General features: G+C 63.6%; 17 protein-coding genes, 2 tRNA genes, 3 rRNA genes and 1 pseudogene. 5 read left to right on the top strand and 18 right to left on the bottom strand.

The features are described from left to right. Window positions 1-39 precede the first annotated feature (39 nt). Window positions 40-426 (top strand): GtrA family protein, encoded by a 387-nt coding sequence (locus tag FRZ33_RS04380; protein WP_146910571.1) that lies wholly within the window; start codon window positions 40-42, stop codon window positions 424-426. A gap of 72 nt (window positions 427-498) precedes the next feature. Here the strand turns inward: FRZ33_RS04380 and FRZ33_RS04375 are convergent, their stop codons facing one another. From FRZ33_RS04375 to tyrS, 15 genes are all read right to left on the bottom strand, one after another. After that, complete coding sequence (locus tag FRZ33_RS04375) at window positions 499-924, bottom strand: F0F1 ATP synthase subunit epsilon (RefSeq protein WP_146907909.1); 426 nt, start codon at window positions 922-924, stop codon at window positions 499-501. A gap of 23 nt (window positions 925-947) precedes the next feature. Further along, window positions 948-2,354, bottom strand: a complete 1,407-nt coding sequence (gene atpD / locus FRZ33_RS04370; protein WP_146907907.1) for a F0F1 ATP synthase subunit beta — start codon at window positions 2,352-2,354, stop codon at window positions 948-950. A 40-nt stretch (window positions 2,355-2,394) separates the two neighbouring features. Further along, a complete protein-coding gene (atpG, locus tag FRZ33_RS04365; RefSeq protein ID WP_146907905.1) occupies window positions 2,395-3,258 on the bottom strand; it encodes a F0F1 ATP synthase subunit gamma in 864 nt (287 codons plus the stop codon). 73 nt (window positions 3,259-3,331) lie between these two features. After that, entirely contained in the window at window positions 3,332-4,876 is a 1,545-nt protein-coding gene (gene atpA, locus FRZ33_RS04360; protein WP_146907903.1) for a F0F1 ATP synthase subunit alpha, read from the bottom strand. A gap of 66 nt (window positions 4,877-4,942) precedes the next feature. Next, window positions 4,943-5,473 (bottom strand): F0F1 ATP synthase subunit delta, encoded by a 531-nt coding sequence (locus FRZ33_RS04355; RefSeq protein ID WP_146907902.1) that lies wholly within the window; start codon window positions 5,471-5,473, stop codon window positions 4,943-4,945. An 11-nt stretch (window positions 5,474-5,484) separates the two neighbouring features. Next, window positions 5,485-5,955: a F0F1 ATP synthase subunit B gene (locus FRZ33_RS04350; RefSeq protein WP_146907900.1), complete on the bottom strand. Its 471-nt coding sequence runs from the start codon at window positions 5,953-5,955 to the stop codon at window positions 5,485-5,487. Between the two features lie 58 nt (window positions 5,956-6,013). Then, window positions 6,014-6,289 carry a F0F1 ATP synthase subunit C gene (gene atpE, locus FRZ33_RS04345; protein WP_425456520.1) on the bottom strand — a complete coding sequence of 92 codons (276 nt, stop codon included), beginning with the start codon at window positions 6,287-6,289 and terminating at the stop codon, window positions 6,014-6,016. Beyond that, a complete protein-coding gene (gene atpB / locus FRZ33_RS04340; protein WP_227978111.1) occupies window positions 6,259-7,203 on the bottom strand; it encodes a F0F1 ATP synthase subunit A in 945 nt (314 codons plus the stop codon). The genes atpE and atpB overlap by 31 nt, the downstream gene beginning before the upstream one ends. Next, window positions 7,200-7,595, bottom strand: a complete 396-nt coding sequence (locus tag FRZ33_RS04335) for an ATP synthase subunit I (RefSeq protein ID WP_146907898.1) — start codon at window positions 7,593-7,595, stop codon at window positions 7,200-7,202. Before FRZ33_RS04335 ends, atpB begins: the two co-directional genes overlap by 4 nt. 360 nt (window positions 7,596-7,955) lie before the next feature. Further along, window positions 7,956-8,070 (bottom strand): 5S ribosomal RNA (gene rrf / locus FRZ33_RS04330). Window positions 8,071-8,208: 138 nt separating this feature from the next. Continuing rightward, a 23S ribosomal RNA gene (locus tag FRZ33_RS04325) occupies window positions 8,209-11,084 on the bottom strand. Window positions 11,085-11,321: 237 nt separating this feature from the next. Beyond that, window positions 11,322-11,397, bottom strand: a tRNA-Ala gene (locus FRZ33_RS04320). Between the two features lie 11 nt (window positions 11,398-11,408). Beyond that, window positions 11,409-11,485, bottom strand: a tRNA-Ile gene (locus FRZ33_RS04315). Window positions 11,486-11,556: 71 nt separating this feature from the next. Next, window positions 11,557-13,095: ribosomal RNA gene (locus FRZ33_RS04310) — 16S ribosomal RNA — on the bottom strand. The 16S, 23S and 5S rRNA genes sit together here with 2 tRNA genes alongside, the layout of an rRNA operon. A 373-nt stretch (window positions 13,096-13,468) precedes the next feature. Next, a complete protein-coding gene (gene tyrS, locus FRZ33_RS04305; RefSeq protein WP_146907896.1) occupies window positions 13,469-14,680 on the bottom strand; it encodes a tyrosine--tRNA ligase in 1,212 nt (403 codons plus the stop codon). 305 nt (window positions 14,681-14,985) lie between these two features. On the opposite strand from tyrS, the gene FRZ33_RS15950 reads away from it, so the two are divergent. The 3 genes and pseudogenes from FRZ33_RS15950 to FRZ33_RS04295 form a co-directional block, all read left to right on the top strand. After that, on the top strand, window positions 14,986-15,633 hold the full coding sequence (locus tag FRZ33_RS15950) for a LysM-like peptidoglycan-binding domain-containing protein (protein ID WP_227978109.1): 648 nt from the start codon (window positions 14,986-14,988) through the stop codon (window positions 15,631-15,633). 26 nt (window positions 15,634-15,659) lie between these two features. Further along, window positions 15,660-16,154 carry a M23 family metallopeptidase gene (locus FRZ33_RS15945; RefSeq protein ID WP_322619033.1) on the top strand — a complete coding sequence of 165 codons (495 nt, stop codon included), beginning with the start codon at window positions 15,660-15,662 and terminating at the stop codon, window positions 16,152-16,154. 33 nt (window positions 16,155-16,187) lie between these two features. Continuing rightward, window positions 16,188-17,300: pseudogene (locus FRZ33_RS04295) on the top strand (anhydro-N-acetylmuramic acid kinase); the annotation flags it as partial. On the opposite strand, the gene FRZ33_RS04290 reads toward FRZ33_RS04295, so the two are convergent. The 3 genes from FRZ33_RS04290 to FRZ33_RS04280 form a co-directional block, all read right to left on the bottom strand. Next, complete coding sequence (locus tag FRZ33_RS04290) at window positions 17,301-17,597, bottom strand: hypothetical protein (RefSeq protein WP_146907893.1); 297 nt, start codon at window positions 17,595-17,597, stop codon at window positions 17,301-17,303. A gap of 89 nt (window positions 17,598-17,686) precedes the next feature. Next, window positions 17,687-18,712, bottom strand: coding sequence for an MFS transporter (locus tag FRZ33_RS04285; RefSeq protein WP_265468718.1), 1,026 nt, complete (start codon window positions 18,710-18,712; stop codon window positions 17,687-17,689). 262 nt (window positions 18,713-18,974) lie between these two features. Continuing rightward, window positions 18,975-19,742 carry an exodeoxyribonuclease III gene (locus tag FRZ33_RS04280; protein ID WP_146907891.1) on the bottom strand — a complete coding sequence of 256 codons (768 nt, stop codon included), beginning with the start codon at window positions 19,740-19,742 and terminating at the stop codon, window positions 18,975-18,977. 122 nt (window positions 19,743-19,864) lie between these two features. Here FRZ33_RS04280 and pyrE point away from each other — a divergent pair, with 122 nt between their 5' ends. After that, window positions 19,865-20,515, top strand: a complete 651-nt coding sequence (pyrE, locus tag FRZ33_RS04275) for an orotate phosphoribosyltransferase (protein WP_146907889.1) — start codon at window positions 19,865-19,867, stop codon at window positions 20,513-20,515. Window positions 20,516-20,524 lie beyond the last annotated feature (9 nt).

Here is a 20,524-nt window from a genome sequence, read left to right as displayed (position 1 = left end):
TCGCGGCACTGCTAGCATTGCGGAATGACCGGACCCCATATCGCGCTGCCTCGGCAGATCACCCTGTTCCTCGTGATCGGTGCGGCGCAGCTGGCGCTCGACACGGCGGTCTACATCGGCCTGACCGCCGCGGGTTTGCCGGTGGTGTGGGGCAACCTCGCCGGTCGCGTGGCAGGCGCCTGCCTGGGCTTCTGGCTCAACGGCCGTTACACCTTCGCGGACCCGCAGGGGAAGTCGCGCGTACAACGCCGGAACATGGTGCGCTTTGTCATCGCGTGGCTGCTGATGACGGCCTTCACCGGCCTGCTGCTGGACTGGGTTGCCGACACTTTCAGCCTGCAAGGTTCCTGGCTGGCCAAACCGCTGGTCGAACTCGCGACAGCGGGCATCAGTTTCGTCGTCTGGCGGCAGTGGGTTTACCGCTGACGCCGGTTTCCGGCCCCTGAAAGCAGAAACGCCGGCACGAGGCCGGCGTCCTGCAGTCCAAACGGTCTGGACTCAGTGCTTGAGGTTCTTGCGCAGGCGCTCGAGCGCCTGCAGCTGCGCCATGGCCTCTGCCAGCTTGGCCTGGGCTTCGGCGATTTCCATCGCTTCGCCGCGGTTGGCGATCATGCGCTCGGCTTCTTCCTTGGCCTTCTGGGCCACGGCTTCGTCGAGGTCGCCGCCGCGGATCGCGGTGTCGGTCAACACGGTCACGACCTGCGGCTGCACCTCGAGGATGCCGCCGGAAACGTAGAACAGCTGCTCTTCGCCATTGGCCAGGGTCAGACGGATCTGGCCGGGCTTGAGGCGGGTGATCAGCGGGGCGTGCCGCGGCGCGATGCCGAGCTCGCCCATTTCGCCGGTGGCCACGACCATCTGCACTTCGCCGTGGAAGATCTCTTCCTCGGCGCTGACGATGTCGCAACGGATGGTGGATGCCATGGTCAGTCCTTAACGTTCGCGGATCAGGCCGCGGCGCTCATCTTCTTGGCCTTCTCGAAGGCCTCGTCGATGCCGCCGACCATGTAGAAGGCCTGCTCGGGCAGGTGGTCGCACTCGCCTTCGCAGATCATCTTGAAGCCGCGGATGGTCTCCTTCAGGGTGACGTACTTGCCCGGCGAACCGGTGAAGACTTCCGCCACGTGGAAAGGCTGCGAGAAGAAGCGCTCGATCTTGCGGGCGCGGGACACGGCCTGCTTGTCTTCTTCGCTCAGCTCGTCCATGCCCAGGATCGCGATGATGTCCTTGAGCTCCTTGTACTTCTGCAGGGTCGACTGCACCTTGCGCGCGGTGTCGTAGTGCTCGTTGCCGATCACGTTCGGGTCGAGCTGGCGCGAGGTCGAGTCCAGCGGGTCCACGGCCGGGTAGATACCCAGCGAGGCGATGTTTCGCGACAGCACGACGGTGGCGTCGAGGTGGGCGAAGGTGGTCGCCGGCGACGGGTCGGTCAGGTCGTCCGCGGGCACGTACACGGCCTGGATCGAGGTGATCGAGCCGGTCTTGGTCGAGGTGATGCGCTCCTGCAGCACGCCCATTTCCTCAGCCAGCGTCGGCTGGTAACCCACGGCGGACGGCATGCGGCCCAGCAGCGCCGAGACCTCGGTGCCGGCCAGGGTGTAGCGGTAGATGTTGTCCACGAACAGCAGCACGTCCTTGCCCTTGCCCGACGCGTCCTTCTCGTCACGGAAGAACTCGGCCATGGTCAGGCCGGTCAGCGCGACGCGCAGGCGGTTGCCCGGCGGCTCGTTCATCTGGCCGTACACCATCGCGACCTTGTCCAGGACGTTGGAGTCCTTCATCTCGTGGTAGAAGTCGTTGCCCTCGCGGGTACGCTCGCCCACGCCGGCGAACACGGACAGGCCGCTGTGCGCCTTGGCGATGTTGTTGATCAGTTCCATCATGTTGACGGTCTTGCCGACGCCGGCGCCGCCGAACAGGCCGACCTTGCCGCCCTTGGCGAACGGGCACATCAGGTCGATCACCTTGATGCCGGTTTCCAGCAGCTCGTTGCCCGAGGACTGGTCCTCGTAGCTCGGCGCGGCGCGGTGGATTTCCCAATGGTCCTTGGCGTCGACCGGGCCGGCCTCGTCGATCGGGTTGCCCAGCACGTCCATGATGCGGCCCAGGGTGGCCTGGCCGACCGGCACCGAGATCGCCTTGCCGGTGTTGGTGGCGACCAGGTTGCGCTTGAGGCCGTCGGTGGAACCGAGCGCGATGGTGCGCACGACGCCGTCGCCCAGCTGCTGCTGGACCTCGAGCGTGATGTCGGTGTTGGCCACCTTCAGCGCGTCGTACACCTTCGGCACGTCGGCACGCGGGAACTCGACGTCGACGACGGCGCCGATGATCTGAACGATCTTGCCCTGACTCATGGTTGTTTCCTCGGTTCTGATTCTTTGTGGAAGCGTCGCGTCAGACTGCCGCAGCGCCGCCGACGATTTCGGAGATTTCCTGGGTGATCGCCGCCTGGCGCGCCTTGTTGTAGATCAGGTTCAAGGTGCCGATCAGCTTGGTGGCGTTGTCGGAGGCCGACTTCATGGCCACCATGCGCGCCGCGTGTTCGGAGGCGATGTTCTCCAGCAGGGCCTGGTAGACCAGGGACTCGACGTAGCGACGGAGCACGTGGTCTAGCACGGTCTGCGCGTCGGGTTCGTACAGGTAGTCCCAGTCGTGCTTGCTCTCCAGCGACTCGGAGGGCGGCAGCGGCAGGAGCTGGTCCTGGCGCGGCTTCTGGGTCATGGTGTTGACGAACAGGTTGTAGCAGAGGAACACCCGGTCCAGGCGCTCCTCGGCGTAACCGTCGAGCATCATCTTGATGACGCCGACCAGCTTCGCCAGTTCCGGCTTCTCGCCCAGATGGGTGACCGAGCCGATCAGGTTGACCTTGAGGCGGCGGAAGAAGGCGGTGGCCTTCTGGCCGACGCAGACCACGTCGATTTCGACACCCTTGGCCTGCCAGTCGCGCATCTCGCCCAGGATCCGGCGGAACATCACCGAGTTCAGGCCGCCGCAGAGGCCGCGGTCGGTCGAGACGACGACGTAGCCGACCCGCTTGACCTGCTCGCGCTCGGCCAGGAACGGATTGACGTACTCGGAATTGGCCTTGGCGATGTGGCCGATCACCTGGCGCATCAGGCGCGCGTACGGGCGCGAGGCCTTCATGCGGTCCTGCGCCTTGCGGATCTTCGATGCCGAGACCATCTCGAGCGCGCGCGTCACCTTGCGGGTGTTCTGCACGCTCTTGATCTTGGTCTTGATTTCCCTGCCGCCTGCCATGTTCTATCTCGCTGGGTTCTTCGTCTTTACGGTGGCGCGCCGGGGCGCGCCGCTCGTGGTGCCGGTGCGTGGGTTACTGGGAACCGGTGGCTTTGAACTCGGAGATGATGGCCTTGAACGAGGCCTCGATGTCCTTGTCCCAGGCGCCGCTCTCGACGATCTTCTGCTCCAGCGCGCCCTGGGTGTTGCTCAGGTGGGCGTGCAGGCCGGCCTCGAAGGGCAGGATCTTGTTCAGCGGCACGTCGTCGAGGTAACCCTCGTTGACCGCGTAGATCGACAGCGCCATCTGGGCGATCGACATCGGCGCATACTGCTTCTGCTTCATCAGCTCGGTGACGCGCTGGCCGCGCTCGAGCTGCTTGCGGGTGGCTTCGTCGAGGTCCGACGCGAACTGGGCGAACGCCGCCAGCTCGCGGTACTGGGCCAGCGAGATGCGGATGCCGCCCGACAGCTTCTTCATGATCGTGGTCTGGGCCGCACCACCGACGCGCGACACCGAGATACCGGCGTTCACGGCCGGGCGGATGCCGGCGTTGAACAGGTCGGTCTCGAGGAAGATCTGGCCGTCGGTGATCGAGATCACGTTGGTCGGCACGAACGCGGACACGTCGCCGGCCTGGGTCTCGATGATCGGAAGCGCGGTCAGCGAGCCGGTCTTGCCCTTCACGGCGCCGTTGGTGAACTTCTCGACGTACTCTTCGTTCACGCGGGCAGCGCGCTCGAGCAGGCGGGAGTGGAGATAGAACACGTCGCCCGGGTAGGCTTCGCGGCCCGGCGGGCGGCGCAGCAGCAGGGAGATCTGGCGGTAGGCCACGGCCTGCTTGGACAGGTCGTCGTACACGATCAGCGCGTCTTCGCCGCGGTCGCGGAAGTACTCGCCCATGGTGCAGCCCGAGTAGGCCGAGATGTACTGCATGGCGGCGGATTCGGAAGCGGTGGCGGCCACGACGATGGTGTGGGCCAGCGCGCCGTTCTCTTCGAGCTTGCGCACGACGTTGGCGACGGACGAGGCCTTCTGGCCAATCGCCACGTAGATGCACTTAACGCCGGTGCCCTTCTGGTTGATGATCGCGTCGATCGCCAGCGCGGTCTTGCCGGTCTGGCGGTCGCCGATGACCAGCTCACGCTGGCCGCGACCCACCGGGATCATGGCGTCCACCGACTTGTAACCGGTCTGCACCGGCTGCGACACCGACTTGCGCCAGATCACGCCCGGGGCGACCTTCTCCACCGGCGCGCTCAGCGACGCGGTGATCGGACCCTTGCCGTCGATCGGCTCGCCCAGCGCGTTGACCACGCGGCCGAGCAGCTCGGGGCCGACGGGCACCTCGAGGATGCGGGCGGTGGTCTTGGCGACGTCGCCCTCGCGCAGGTGCTCGTAGTCACCCAGCACCACGGCGCCGACGGAGTCGCGCTCGAGGTTCAGCGCCAGCGCGTAGGTGGCGTTCGGCAGCTCGATCATTTCGCCCTGCATCACGTCGGCCAGGCCGTGGATGCGCACGATGCCGTCGGACACCGAGGTGACGGTGCCTTCGTTGCGGGCTTCGGCGGCCAGCTTGACCTTCTCGATGCGGGTCTTGATCAGTTCGCTGATTTCGGACGGGTTGAGCGTCTGCATGGGGGTATCCTGGGTCGTCCGGCTCGCGCCGGCGCTTGGTTCAAAGGAAAATCTGAATTCTTCGGATCAGTTCGCCAGCGCCGCCCCGAGGCGCGCCAGCTTGGTGCGGATGGAGCCGTCGATGACGACGTCGCCGGTGTCGATGACCGCGCCGCCGATCAGCGCCGCGTCCACCGCGGTGCTGATCTCGACGTCCTGGCCGAAACGCTTGCGCAGCGACTCGCGCAGCTTGGCCAGTTCGGCCGCGTCCATCGCCTGCGCGGAGGTCACCGTGGCCTTGACCACGCGTTCGGCTTCGGCGCGCAGCTGGTCGAACAGGCCCGCGATCTCGGCCAGCAGCGGCAGCCGGCGGTTGTCCGCCAGCACCGCCAGGAACTGACGGAAGTTCGGGTCGCTGTCGCCAGGCGGCAGCAGCAGTTCGACCAGGTCGTCGGCCTTGGCCAGCGGATGGCCGAGCACGGACTGGACGCCGGGCACGGCGGAAGCCTGCGCGGCGAAGCCGAGCATGGCCGACCATTGCGGCAGGCGACCGCCTTCCTTGGCCAGCGCGAACGCGGCGCGGGCGTAGGGACGGGCGAGGGTGAGGGCTTGGCTCATCGGGTTCGGCCTCAGATCTCGGCGGCCAGCTCGTCCAGCAGCGCCTTGTGGGCGGCGCTGTCGATCTCGCGGCGGATCAGCTTCTCGGCGCCGGCGACCGCGAGCGCGGACACCTGGCGACGCAGGTCTTCCTTGGCGCGGTTGGCGGCGGACTCGATCTCGGCCATGGCCAGCGCCTTCTGGCGGTTGGCCTCGATGATCGCTTCTTCCTTGGCGGCGTCGATGATCTGGATCTTGCGCGCCTCGGCCTGGGCGATGATCTCGTTGGCCTTGGTGCGCGCCTGACGCAGTTCTTCGGCGACACGCTCCTCGGCCTGGGCAAGATCCTTCTTGCTGCGGTCCGCGGCGGCGAGGCCTTCGGCAATCTGCTGCTGGCGCTGCTCGATGGCCGCCATGATGTGCGGCCAGCCGAACTTCATCACGACCCAGGCCACGGCGAAGAACGCCAGGCCCTGGATGACGAAAGTGATGTTGATATCCATGTCTAGCTCCTGTGTGCCGGCGACGGGTGCCGCCGGCTAACCAAAACCGCGTCGGTGATTAGCCGGCGAGGGTGGCCAGGAACGGGTTGGCGAAGATCAGCAGCAGCGCGATGGCGACGCCGATGATCGGCACGGCGTCGAGCAGGCCGGCGACGATGAACATCTTGGTCTGCAGCATCGGGGTCAGCTCCGGCTGGCGCGCCGCGCCTTCCAGGAACTTGCCGCCGAGGATGGCGAAGCCGATGGCGGTGCCGAGCGCGCCCAGGCCGATCAGCAGGCCGGCCGCGATCACGGTCATGCCCATCACGTCGGCGATAAGGTTGATGTTCTCCATGTTGCTCTCCGTCGAATAACGCTTGGTTGAAAGGTGGTGTTGCTTAGTTTGGAACTGAAAAACCGGTGGATCAGTGCTTCTCGCTCGCCATGCTCAGGTACACGATGGTGAGCATCATGAAAATGAAGGCCTGCAGGGTGATGACCAAGGATGTGGAACGCGGTCCAGACGAAGCCGGCCACGAACTGCACGGGCGCCATCACGTAGGTCATCACTTCGTTCAGGGCCGAACCGAGCGTCATCACCGCGATCAGGATGAAGATCAGCTCGCCGGCGTACATGTTGCCGAACAGTCGCAGGCTCAGGCTGAGCGGGCGCACCAGTTCTTCGATCAGGCGCAGCAGCAGGTTGGCGGGGGCCAGCAGGATCTTGCCGAGCATGCCGTGCGCATGGAACGGCGCGGTGAAGGCCTCGGCCACGAACAGCTTGACGCCCTTGTGGCTGATGCCGAACACGTGGATCAGGAAGAACACGCCCAGCGACATGCCCAGGGTGGTGTTGAGGTCGGCGGTCGGAACGACGCGCAGGTAGGGCACGCCGGCGGCGGCAGCGGTGGCCGGCAGCCAGTCGATCGGGATCATGTCCATGAAGTTCATCAGGAACACCATCGCGAAGATGGTGACCGCCAACGGGGCGATGAACTTGCTCTTGCCGTGGAAGGTCTCGCGCACCAGGCCGTCGATGCCGGTGACCATCATCTCGAGCGCGCACTGCAGCTTGCCCGGCACGCCGGCGGTGGCCTTGCGCGACACGCGCAGGAACACGAACAGGAAGATCGCCGCCATCACCAGCAGGAAGAACACGCTGTCCACGTTGATGGTCCAGAACTTGCCCTCACCCACCTTCCACTGCAGGAAGTGCAGATGGCGCTGGATGTATTCGATCTGTCCGCCGGAACCGGATTCAGCGCTCACTTGTCACCCTGTGTGTCTTGTAGCCGAGCCAGAAAGATGCGCCAGCGGGAAACCAGCAGCGCCAGCACCAACCCCGACAGCGTGGCCAGCGGCGGAAACCGCCCGCGCACCAGCGCCAGGTAAATCAGCAACGCCACCAGCAGCCATTTCAACAGCATGCCGGCCAACAACCTCAGGTACGCGACCCTTGCAGGCTGGACACCGCCGCCGAGCGCGACCCGGGCCAGACCCATCGTGCCCAACGCCGCTGCCGCCGCTCCGGTGAACGCCCCGGCCGCATGTCCCGCACCCCAGGCCAGCCCTGCGAAGGCAGCGGCCAGCAGGCCGGTACCGAGCTGAAGCAGAACGGCTTTTTGGGCGAAACGACGACCGGCAGCAAGGGAGTTGAGCAAGGGCTGACCCGAACAGGCTGCCGCCGAAGGCGCGAAATTATAGCAGCGCGCCTACGGCCGGAACAAGCCGAAAAAGTACTGTTTTCCAGCTTTCGGGTGCGCCTTGTTTTCCCGAAACCTTCACTCTTTGGGGCCACCATGCAGCCGTCGAGACCCTGGCAGGAATGAACCCGGTCTCGACCCCGGGCGGGGAGACAAGAGCGCGTGCAAAAAGAACAAGGCCCCTGGGTTGGCTGGGGGCCTTGCGGGAAAAGAACCCTGGCGATGAGCTGTTGCGGACGCGCCTGGGGCGCCACAGCGGATGTCGGGTTCAGGAAAAGCGAAGGCCGGTCCTTTCGGACCGGCCTTCTGGGATAAAAACCCTGGCGATGACCTACTCTTGCATGGCTTAGGCCACACTACCATTGGCGCAGCTGCGTTTCACTTCCGAGTTCGGGATGGGATCGGGTGGTTCCACAGCGCTATGGTCGCCAGGAGAGGGTGGAGGGTCGCAGTGGCTGCGTCGTATAGACGGAGTTATGCGCTCACGCTCTCAAAGGGGGACGTAGCGAACATTGTTTGGCGATACTTTCATCGACAACGTGTTGTCGAGGGTAAGGCGTCTTGAGGTTATATGATCAAGCCGCACGGATCATTAGTATCAGTTAGCTCAACGCATTGCTGCGCTTACACACCTGACCTATCAACCACCTAGTCTTGATGGTTCCTTTAGGGGACTTGTGTCCCGGGAGATCTCATCTTGAGGCACGCTTCCCGCTTAGATGCTTTCAGCGGTTATCGTTTCCGACCATAGCTACCCGGCAATGCCATTGGCATGACAACCGGAACACCAGGGGGTCGTCCACTCCGGTCCTCTCGTACTAGGAGCAGCCCCTCTCAAATCTCCAACGCCCACGACAGATAGGGACCGAACTGTCTCACGACGTTCTGAACCCAGCTCGCGTACCACTTTAAATGGCGAACAGCCATACCCTTGGGACCGACTACAGCCCTGGGATGTGATGAGCCGACATCGAGGTGCCAAACACCGCCGTCGATATGAACTCTTGGGCGGTATCAGCCTGTTATCCCCGGAGTACCTTTTATCCGTTGAGCGATGGCCCTTCCATACAGAACCACCGGATCACTAAGACCTACTTTCGTACCTGCTTGATCCGTCGATCTTGCAGTCAAGCACGCTTATGCCTTTGCACACAGTGCGCGATGTCCGACCGCGCTGAGCGTACCTTCGTGCTCCTCCGTTACTCTTTGGGAGGAGACCGCCCCAGTCAAACTACCCACCATACATGGTCCCCGGCCCGGATAACGGGCCCAGGTTAGAACGTCAAGCACATCAGGGTGGTATTTCAAGGATGGCTCCATGCGATCTAGCGACCACACTTCATAGCCTCCCACCTATCCTACACAGACGAACTCAACGTTCAATGTAAAGCTATAGTAAAGGTTCACGGGGTCTTTCCGTCTTGCCGCGGGAACGCTGCATCTTCACAGCGATTTCAATTTCACTGAGTCTTGGGTGGAGACAGCGCCGCTGTCGTTACGCCATTCGTGCAGGTCGGAACTTACCCGACAAGGAATTTCGCTACCTTAGGACCGTTATAGTTACGGCCGCCGTTTACCGGGGCTTCGATCAAGAGCTTCGCCTTGCGGCTGACCCCATCAATTAACCTTCCGGCACCGGGCAGGCGTCACACCCTATACGTCCACTTTCGTGTTTGCAGAGTGCTGTGTTTTTGATAAACAGTCGCAGCGGCCTGGTTTCTGCGGCCCTCACGAGCTCAGCCATGCATATGGCCACCCGTGAAGGCGCACCTTCTCCCGAAGTTACGGTGCCATGTTGCCTAGTTCCTTCACCCAAGTTCTCTCAAGCGCCTGAGAATTCTCATCCTGCCCACCTGTGTCGGTTTACGGTACGGTCTGCGTGACCTGAAGCTTAGAGGCTTTTCCTTAAGCGTGGTATCAGTGACTTCGTCCGATAGGACTCGTCTCGGTGCTCGGCATAAAGAAGCGCGGATTTGCCTACGCTTCATGCCTACCTCCTTTCCCCGGGACAACCAACGCCCGGTACACCTAACCTTCTCCGTCCCCCATCGCAGTCACGCGAGGTGCTGGAATATTAACCAGCTTCCCATCGACTACACCTTTCGGTCTCGCCTTAGGGGCCGACTCACCCTGCACCGATTAACGTTGTGCAAGGAAACCTTGGGCTTTCGGCGTGCGGGCTTTTCACCCGCATTATCGTTACTTATGTCAGCATTCGCACTTCCGATACCTCCAGCCGACTTCTCAATCGACCTTCAACGGCTTACGGAACGCTCCTCTACCGCGCACACCAAAGGTGTGCACCCTAAGCTTCGGTATACCGCTTAGCCCCGTTAAATCTTCCGCGCAGGCCGACTCGACCAGTGAGCTATTACGCTTTCTTTAAAGGATGGCTGCTTCTAAGCCAACCTCCTGGCTGTCTGTGCCTTCCCACATCGTTTTCCACTGAGCGGTAATTTGGGGACCTTAGCTGTAGGTCTGGGTTGTTTCCCTTTTCACGACGGACGTTAGCACCCGCCGTGTGTCTCCCGTGTAGTACGTCTTGGTATTCGGAGTTTGCCATGGTTTGGTAAGTCACAATGACCCCCTAGCCATAACAGTGCTCTACCCCAAGAGTATTCGCACGAGGCGCTACCTAAATAGCTTTCGAGGAGAACCAGCTATCTCCGGGTTCGATTAGCTTTTCACTCCTAGCCACACCTCATCCCCTACTTTTGCAACAGGAGTGGGTTCGGGCCTCCAGTCGGTGTTACCCGACCTTCACCCCAGGCATGGCTAGATCACCCGGTTTCGGGTCTATTGCCTGCAACTATGCGCCCTATTCAGACTCGGTTTCCCTTCGCCTCCCTATACGGTTAAGCTTGCTACAGACAATAAGTCGCTGACCCATTATACAAAAGGTACGCAGTCACCGAACAAGTCGGCTCCCACTGCTTGTACGCACACGGTTTCAGGTTCTATTTCACTCCCCTCTCCGGGGTTCTTTTCGCCTTTCCCTCACGGTACTGGTTCGCTATCGGTCGGTCAGGAGTATTTAGCCTTGGAGGATGGTCCCCCATATTCAGACAGGGTTTCACGTGCCCCGCCTTACTCATCATCATCTACTAGGCCCTTTCACATACAGGGCTATCACCTTCTATGGCCGGCCTTTCCAAGCCGTTTTGCTAGAACCTAATAGACTTCAGGGCTGGTCCCCGTTCGCTCGTCACTACTGGGGGAATCTCGGTTGATTTCTTTTCCTCCGGTTAATGAGATATTTCAGTTCACCGGGTTCGCTTCGTACGGCTATGTATTCACCGCACGATACTGCCGAAGCAGTGGGTTTCCCCATTCGGACATTTCCGGATCAAAGTCTGTTGCCGACTCCCGGAACTTTTCGCAGGCTGCCACGTCCTTCATCGCCTCTGACCGCCAAGGCATCCACCGTGTGCGCTTATTCGCTTGACCATATAACCCCAAGTCGCCTCGGAGCCATCGTTTCGCAAATAGTTACAACGATTAAACTCAATAAGGAATCCCTAGCAAGGATTCCCGCCTTAGCCTCTACGACACGTCTTGATGACAGTTTCGTCTCAAACGCTCGCTACGTCCCATGTTTTCAAAGATCACGAAACCGGCCTCTGTGCCGGTTCGATAAACTTGTGTGTGCGCTGTCATTCCACATGACGACTAAGCCGGAAAGCCTGGTGGAGCCAGTCGGGATCGAACCGACGACCCCCTGCTTGCAAAGCAGGTGCTCTCCCAGCTGAGCTATGGCCCCGTGACAAGAAGTGGTGGGTCTAGGAGGACTCGAACCTCCGACCTCACCCTTATCAGGGGTGCGCTCTAACCACCTGAGCTACAGACCCAGGTCGGATCACGTTGTGGAATGCAGGAAACTTGTGCGGACGCCTGACAAGAGCGAACTCGTCGTTGCTCAAAAGGAGGTGATCCAGCCGCACCTTCCGATACGGCTACCTTGTTACGACTTCACCCCAGTCATGAATCACACCGTGGCAAGCGTCCTCCTTGCGGTTAGACTACCTGCTTCTGGTGCAACCCACTCCCATGGTGTGACGGGCGGTGTGTACAAGGCCCGGGAACGTATTCACCGCGGCAATGCTGATCCGCGATTACTAGCGATTCCGACTTCACGGAGTCGAGTTGCAGACTCCGATCCGGACTAGGATGGGGTTTCTGGGATTGGCTCCGCCTCGCGGCCTCGCGACCCTCTGTCCCCACCATTGTAGTACGTGTGTAGCCCTGGCCGTAAGGGCCATGATGACTTGACGTCATCCCCACCTTCCTCCGGTTTGTCACCGGCAGTCTCCTTAGAGTTCCCGACATTACTCGCTGGCAACTAAGGACAAGGGTTGCGCTCGTTGCGGGACTTAACCCAACATCTCACGACACGAGCTGACGACAGCCATGCAGCACCTGTCTCACGGTTCCCGAAGGCACTCCTCTATCTCTAAAGGATTCCGTGGATGTCAAGGCCAAGGTAAGGTTCTGCGCGTTGCATCGAATTAAACCACATACTCCACCGCTTGTGCGGGCCCCGTCAATTCCTTTGAGTTTCAGTCTTGCGACCGTACTCCCCAGGCGGCGGACTTAACGCGTTAGCTTCGACACTGAGCTCCTAATTGAGCCCAACGTCCAGTCCGCATCGTTTAGGGCGTGGACTACCAGGGTATCTAATCCTGTTTGCTCCCCACGCTTTCGTGCCTCAGTGTCAGTGCTGGTCCAGGTGGCCGCCTTCGCCACAGATGTTCCTCCCGATCTCTACGCATTTCACTGCTACACCGGGAATTCCACCACCCTCTACCGCACTCTAGTCCGCCAGTATCCACCGCCATTCCCAGGTTGAGCCCGGGGCTTTCACGGCAGACTTAACGAACCACCTACGCACGCTTTACGCCCAGTAATTCCGAGTAACGCTTGCACCCTTCGTATTACCGCGGCTGCTGGCACGAAGTTAGCCGGTGCTTATTCTTTCGGTACCGTCATCCTCCCGACGTATTAGGTCGGAAGATTTCTTCCCGAACAAAAGTGCTTTACAACCCGAAGGCCTTCTTCACACACGCGGCATGGCTGGATCAGGCTTGCGCCCATTGTCCAATATTCCCCACTGCTGCCTCCCGTAGGAGTCTGGACCGTGTCTCAGTTCCAGTGTGGCTGATCATCCTCTCAGACCAGCTACCGATCGTCGCCTTGGTGAGCCTTTACCTCACCAACTAGCTAATCGGACATCGGCTCATCCAATCGCGCAAGGCCTTGCGGTCCCCTGCTTTCACCCTCAGGTCGTATGCGGTATTAGCGTAAGTTTCCCTACGTTATCCCCCACGACTGGGTAGATTCCGATGTATTCCTCACCCGTCCGCCGCTCGCCGCCAGGGTTGCCCCCGCGCTGCCGCTCGACTTGCATGTGTTAGGCCTGCCGCCAGCGTTCACTCTGAGCCAGGATCAAACTCTTCAGTTGAAGTTTTTAGCTTCGACTTACAGATGTCCGACCGTGGCTTTACGTCGCTTGCATAGCAATACAACTTAAAGCTTGTTGGCTAGACGTCTGCAAGAAATGGACTCGTCCATCCCTCGCCAGGCGCCCGCACAAATTTCCTGCGCACACTGTCAAAGATCAATGGGTTGGCACACTCTGCTCAACCCGGCCCAGAGGACGTTTCGTCCAAGGGAGCCGCACATTATAGGGCAATTTAGGAGCACGTCAACACCCCAAAACCGTCCTTTTTCTTCCCCCGCCACCCGTCCGGACAAGGCCGTCGGCTCAGCGGGGCGCGAATCCTAGCCGCGGCGAACCGGCGAAAGCAAGCGAATCGAAAAAACGCCTGCTTTTCTCAGCCCTTGACCAGCCGGACCCGGGCGAAACTGCGCTTGCCGACCTGAAGGACACCCTCGAATCCGGGGGCGAACAGGCGCTGCGGATCCTCGAACACCTCCCCACCGACCTTCACGGCGCGCTCCTTGAGCTTGCGCGAGGCCTCGGAATTGCTGGCCGCGAGGCCCGCCGCCGCCAGCAGCGGCGCAATGCGCAGGCCCTCGGCGGGCACGACGATCTCGGCCAGCGGCAGCAGCGAGGTATCGCCTTCACCGCGCACGACCGCATGCCAGCCGGCGATCGCCGTTTCGGCGGCGGCCGCGCCATGGAAACGCGCCGCCAGCTCACGCGCCAGCCGCAGCTTGGCATCGCGCGGGTTGAGCGCACCGGACGCCACCTCCTGCTTCATGCGCGCCAGTTCCGCCAGCGACACCTCGAAGCTGAGCAGCTCGAACCAGCGCCACATCAAGTCGTCGCCGATCTTGAGCGTCTTGGTGACGATGTCGATCGCCGGCTCGTTGATGCCGATGTAGTTGCCCAGCGACTTGGACATCTTGTTGACGCCGTCCAGCCCCTCGAGCAACGGCATGGTCAGCACGATCTGCGGCGGCTGGCCGAAGTGCTCCTGCAGGCCGCGCCCCATCAGGAGGTTGAATTTCTGGTCGGTTCCGCCCAGCTCGACGTCCGCCTTCAGCGCCACGGAGTCGTAGCCTTGCACCAGCGGATACAGGAATTCATGGATCGCGATCGGCTGCTGCGATGCGTAACGCTTGGCGAAATCATCGCGCTCCAGCATGCGCGCCACGGTGTGCTGCGCCGCCAGCTTGATCATGTCGGCGGCCGACATCTGGCCGAACCACTCGGAGTTGAAACGCACCTCGGTGCGCTCCTTGTCCAGCACCTTGAACACCTGGTCGGCGTAGGTCTGGGCGTTGGCCAGCACGTCCTCCCGGGTCAGCGGTTTGCGGGTGACGTTCTTGCCGGTCGGGTCGCCGATCATTCCGGTGAAGTCGCCGATCAGGAAAATCACCTGATGACCGAGATCCTGGAACTGCCGCATCTTGTTGAGCAGCACGGTGTGGCCGATATGCAGATCGGGCGCTGTCGGATCAAACCCGGCCTTGATGCGCAGGGGGCGCCCGAGCTTGAGGCGGGCGGCCAGCTCCTCGTGCTTGAGGATCTCTTCGGCGCCGCGGCCGATGGTTTCGAGGGCGTGGTCGTGGTCGGACATGAACGTGACGGAGCTCTTATTCAGGACAGGACCCCGGCCGGGCCCCTTGGCGTTAAAGGCAAGTTAATAGAAAGTTAAACTGCGGCAGGCAAAAAATCCAGATGCGACAAGGGTTTGACGCAACTATTTCGCACTGGTTATCGTACCGCGACTTTCGGTATACGCGGGGACGAACCCTTTGCAGCAGCTCAAATCCTCCCCGTTCGGACGCTGGTCGCGTGAGCACTGGGTGCTGGCCAGCCTGTTCGCCTTCCTTGCCCTGCTCATCATCACTATCGTCCCCGGCTTCGCCAGCGCCACGCGCAGTGCGAACGCCCAGGGACCGCGCCACCCTCAGCCTGCCGCTGCCGCCGCTGGTCGGCAAGGCCGCCGAAGTCGCGGGCAGCAGTGCCTGGCAGGTGGTGCGCGTGCAGAGTGGCCAGACCCTGGGCGCGGTGTTCGAGCAGATGGGCGTGCCGGCATCCGTGATGCACCGGATCCTGGCGCAGCCTAACGCCAAGACCCTGTCGCGTCTGCGCGCTGGTGCCGAGCTGGCCTTCGACCTGGGCCAGGACGGCCAGCTGCGGGGCCTGCGCTTCGAACGCGACGAAGCCAGCCGGGTCGAGCTCAAGCTCGCCGGCGAAAAGATCGAGGAGAAGGTGATCGAGCGCCCGCTCGAGCGCCGGGTGATGGTCGCCAGCGGCGAGATCACCAGCTCGCTGTACGCCGCCGGCGCCAAGGCCGGCCTGAGCAACGCCGCCATCAACCAGATGGCCAACGCATTCTCGTACGACATCGACTTCACCCAGGACCTGCGCGATGGCGACCGCTTCCAGTCGTGTACGAAGAGATCTGGCGCGACGGCGAACGCCTGCGCAGCGGCGGCGTGGTCGCCGCCAGCTTCTTCAACCGCGGCAAGGAATTCACCGCGGTGCGTTACCAGCACAACGGAAAGGACGAATATTTCGACCTGAGCGGCCGCCCGCTGAAGAAGAGCTTCATGCGCATGCCGATCGAGTTCGCGCGCATCAGCTCGCGCTTCAACCCGCGGCGCAAGCACCCGGTGCTGGGCACCGTGCGTGCGCACAAGGGCGTGGACTACGCCGCCGGCACCGGCACGCCGATCATGGCCGCAGGCGATGCCCGCGTCAGTTTCGTCGGCTGGCAGAACGGCTACGGCCGCACCGTCGTTCTCGACCACGGCAACGGCACCACCACGCTGTACGGCCACATGTCGCGCTTCGGCAAGTACAAGACCGGCAGCCGCGTATCGCAGGGCGCGACCATCGGTTACGTCGGCATGACCGGCCTGGCCAGCGGCCCGCACCTGCACTACGAATTCCGGGTCAAGGGCGTGCACCGTGATCCGCTGACCGTGACCATGCCCAAGCCCGATCCGCTGACCGGTGCCGAGCTGGCGCGCTTCCGCGCCGCGACCGCGCCGGCGATGGCCCAGCTCAAGCGTGTGGAGGGCGTGCGCCTCGCCGCACGTTGACCGCATGGCGGTCGCACCGACCTCCGGAAACACCCCGCCCGCCGGCACCGGCGGGCTTTTTCTGGCCTGATCTCGGGCACCAGCGTGGACGGCATCGATGCCGCCCTGATGGCCTTCGATCCGGCGCCGCGCCTGGTGTTCGGCCGGACCTACCCGCTGCCTGCGGAGCTTGCCGCCGAGGTGCTGCGCCTGTCGCAGGCCGAAGCCCGGCTGAGCCTGGACGAAGTCGGGCGCCTGGACACACGGCTCGGCCAGGCCTTCGCCGCTGCAGCACTGCAGGCGCTGCGAGACAGCGGCACCGCCAACACTTCGGTCCGCGCCATCGGGTCGCACGGCCAGACGCTGCGCCACGATCCACGCGGCCCGGCGCCCTTCACCCAGCAGCTGGGCGACGCCAATGTCATCGCCGAGGCCACGGGTCTGGTCACTGTTGCCGATTTCCGCCGCCGCGATGTCGCCGCCGGCGGCCAGGGCGCGCCGCTGATGCCGGCCTTCCACGCCGCGATCCTGCATTCGCAAGACGAAGACCGCGCCGTGCTCAACCTTGGCGGCATCGCCAACCTCACCCTGCTGCCGCGCCAAGGCCTGGTGCGCGGTTTCGACACCGGGCCCGCGAACGGACTCATGGACGCCTGGTGCGCGCTGCACACCGGCGAGTCCTACGACCGCGACGCCGCCTTCGCCCGGTCGGGCACGGTGGACGGCGCGCTGTTGGCGCGCCTGCTGGCCGAGCCCTGGTTCAGCCTGCCGCCGCCCAAGAGCACCGGCCGTGACCAGTTCCACCTGGAATGGCTGGAATCACGCATGGAAGGGGCCACGCTGGCGCCGGCCGATGTCCAGGCCACGCTGTGCGAACTCAGCGCCATCACCGTGGCTCGTGCACTTCGGGACTCACAGGCCGATACCCGACGACTGCTGGTCTGCGGTGGCGGCGTGCACAACCCGCTGCTGATGGCGCGCCTGGGCGCGCACCTGCCGGAGATGCTGGTCGAAAGCACCGCGGCCGCGGGCCTGGATCCTGATTTCATCGAGGCCGCCGGCTTCGCCTGGCTGGCGCGCGAAACCCTGGCGGGCCGGCCCGGCAACCTGCCAGCGGTCACCGGCGCCCGCGGTGCGCGGGTGCTGGGCGCCATCCACGCCCCCTGATCACTGGCCCGGGATCTTGTTGCCCTTCTCGTCGAGCAGATAGGCCGGCGCATCATCCGGCAGGTCGTTCAGGGCTGCCATCGCCTCCTGGAAGGCACGGCTTTCATCGTCGTTCCAGGCGCCCGTGAGGCGTGCGATGTCGCCCGGCACCGGTGCCGGCTCGGGTTCGGCCAGGCCCAGCGCCTGCTTGATCAGCAGAAGGATGACGTCATTCAGCGGCCAGCCCTTCTGGCGCGCTATCTCCTTGATGCGCTCGGCTACACGCTCGTCGATGTCGCGCAACAGGAAGTCGGCCATTGCCTCGATCCTCGGGGGCTTCCAGCATAAGGCCAGACGCGCCGACTGCAAGCCTGGGACGTCAGTCGGCAGGCTGAATGCGACCGGCGTCACCGAGCGAACGCTCGATCAGGCCGGCCCTCAACATGAACAGGTAAAGCAGCACGCCGGGCAAGGCGATCACCGTGGTGAGCAGGTAGAACTGCACATAGCCCAGCGACTCGATCAAGGCGCCTGCCGTGGTGCCTGTCACCACCCGGCCCACCACGCTGGAGGCCGCCGACAGCAGCGCAAACTGGGTGGCCGTGTAAGCCAGATTGCACAATGCCGACAGATAGGCCACCACCACCACGCCACCGATGCCGCTGGCGATGTTCTCGAAGCCGATGGTGAATCCCAGCAGGGCGTTCGAATGGCCCACCCAGGCAAGCAGGGCGAAGCTCAGGTTGGACACGGCCATCAGCACCAGGGGCCACGAGCACCGAACGGTTCATGCCCCAGCGCGCATACAGCACGCCGCCGATGAAGATGCCGACCAGGTAGGCGATCGCGCCCAGGCCCACGTCCCAGTAGGCGATCTCCTCGTTGCTGAACCCCAGGTCGTTGAGCAGAAGGCGGACGGTAAGGTTGGCCAGCGTGTCGCCGATCTTGTGCAGCAGCACGAACAGCAGCACCAGGAAAGCGCCACGCCGCCGCAGGAATTCCAGCAGCGGCCCAGCCACCGATTGCCAGGCCTGGCGCAGGCCACGATGCGTGGCGACCACCACATGCCGCGCCGGCTCGCCCAGCACCAGGCCGGTGAGCATCGCCGGCAGCGCGAATGCCGCGCACAGCACATAGGCCGCCGTCCAGCCGAAAGATGCGGCGACGAACAGGGCCAATGCCCCCGCCGCCACCGAACCAATGCGCCAGCCGTACTGCGACATGCCCGATCCCACGCCGAGCTGCTGGGGCTTCAGCGTCTCGATGCGGTAGGCGTCGATGACGATGTCGTAGGTGGCACCGGCCACGCCCACCGCGACAGCGGCCATCGCGAACACTGCCAGGTCCGCCTTGGGGTCGAGCAAGCCGAGCCAGGCCACCGCGGCCATCACCAGCAGGCCGGCGAACACCAGCCAGGACACCCGCTGGCCCAAACGCCCCAGCAGCGGCAGCCGCAGACCATCGACCGCCGGCGCCCACAGGAACTTGAGGTTGTAGACCAGGGAAGGCCAGCGAGAATGCCGTCACCGACTTCTTGTCGATGCCGTCCTGCGCAAGGCGCGTGGTGAGCGTCGCGGCAAGCATCGCGTACGGGAAGCCGGAGGAGATGCCCAGGGAAGAAGGCCGCCAGCGGCTCCTTCTCGAAATAGGGCCGGACGCCGGCCGGCAGCTGGTCGCGCCAGGTGGCTACGGCCGTCATGCGTAGTCGACCACGTAGGGCGCGTGGTCGGAGAAACGCGGCACCGGGTGGATCGCACAGGCCTTGAGCCGGTCCCGCAGCGAAGGCGTGACCACCTGGTAGTCGATTCGCCAGCCGACGTTCTTGGCGCGCGCGGCGCCGCGCTGGCTCCACCAGGTGTAGTCCTCGCCCTCGGGCCGCAGGTGCCGGTAGCTGTCCACCCAGCCGCACTCATGGAAAAGCCTGTCGAGCCAGGCGCGTTCCTCGGGCAGGCAGCCGGAGTTCTTCTGGTTCGAAGTCCAGTTCCTGATGTCCTTGCGGGTGTGCACGATGTTCCAGTCGCCGCAGATCACGTAGTCGCGGCCGCTGGCCAGCCACTGGTCGAAGATCGGCGTGATCCAGTCGATGCAGCGGAACTTGAACTGCTGGCGCTCGTCGCCCGACGAACCCGACGGAAAATACAGCGACACCACGCTCAGCTTGCCGAAACGCGCCTCGAGGTAACGACCCTCTTCGTCGAATTGATCCCAGCCCAGCGCCGTGCGCACCTCGTCCGGTTCACGCTTCGTATAGATGCCGACGCCGCTGTAGCCCTTCTTGGTGGTGGCGTCGCGGAACCAGGCGGTGTATCCCGGCGGCAACAGTTCCGGCACCCGCAGCTGGTGTTCCTGGGCCTTGGTTTCCTGCACGCAGACCAGGTCGGCCTGCTGTTCCGGCAGCCAGTCGAAAAAACCCTTGCTGGCGGCGGAGCGCAGTCCGTTGGCATTGAAGCTGATGATTCTCACGGCGCGTGGTCCGGGCGGTCTGTCGGGAAAACCGAAGCGTAGCCGAAACCGGCATCGTGGCGCGGGTGCCAGCCCGGCCCCGGCTGTAGCACAATCGGGTTTTCCCTCTGCCGGACCCTTCCGTGAAATCCCACCAGAGCCGCTTCCTCGACCTGGCGCTGGCGCGCCGCGTGCTGCGCTTCGGCGAATTCAGCCTCAAGTCCGGCCGCACCAGCCCCTATTTCTTCAACGCCGGCCTGTTCGATTCCGGCACCGCCCTGGCCGAACTGGGCGAGTGTTACGCCGATGCGCTGGACGAGTCCGGCCTGGCCTTCGACATGCTGTTCGGTCCGGCCTACAAGGGCATCCCGCTGGCCACCACGCTGGCGGTGGCCCTGGCCCGGCGCGGCCGGGACCTGCCGGTGGCCTTCAACCGCAAGGAAGCCAAGGCCCACGGCGAGGGCGGCCTGCTGATCGGCGCGCCGGTACGGGGCCGGGTGCTGATCGTGGACGACGTGATCACGGCCGGTACAGCGATCCGCGAATCCATCCAGACCATCCGCGCCGCCGGCGGCGAGCCCTGCGGGGTGCTGATCGCCCTCGACCGGCAGGAGCGCGGCCAGGCCGGAGAACGCTCGGCGGCGCAGGAAGTGACCGCCGAATTCGGGCTGCCGGTGCACGCCATCGCCGGCCTGGGCGACCTGCTGTCCCATGCCGACGAACGGCCCGAGATCGCCGCGCACAAGGACGCCCTGCTGTCGTATCGTGCGCGGTATGGCAGCCAAGCCGACTGACCGGAGGCA

This window comes from Arenimonas daejeonensis (assembly GCF_007993735.1).
In the GTDB taxonomy this organism is placed as follows: Bacteria; Pseudomonadota; Gammaproteobacteria; order Xanthomonadales; family Xanthomonadaceae; genus Arenimonas; species Arenimonas daejeonensis.
The sequence above is the reverse complement of the archived record's forward strand: the minus strand, read 5'-3'. Positions and strand labels throughout refer to the sequence as shown.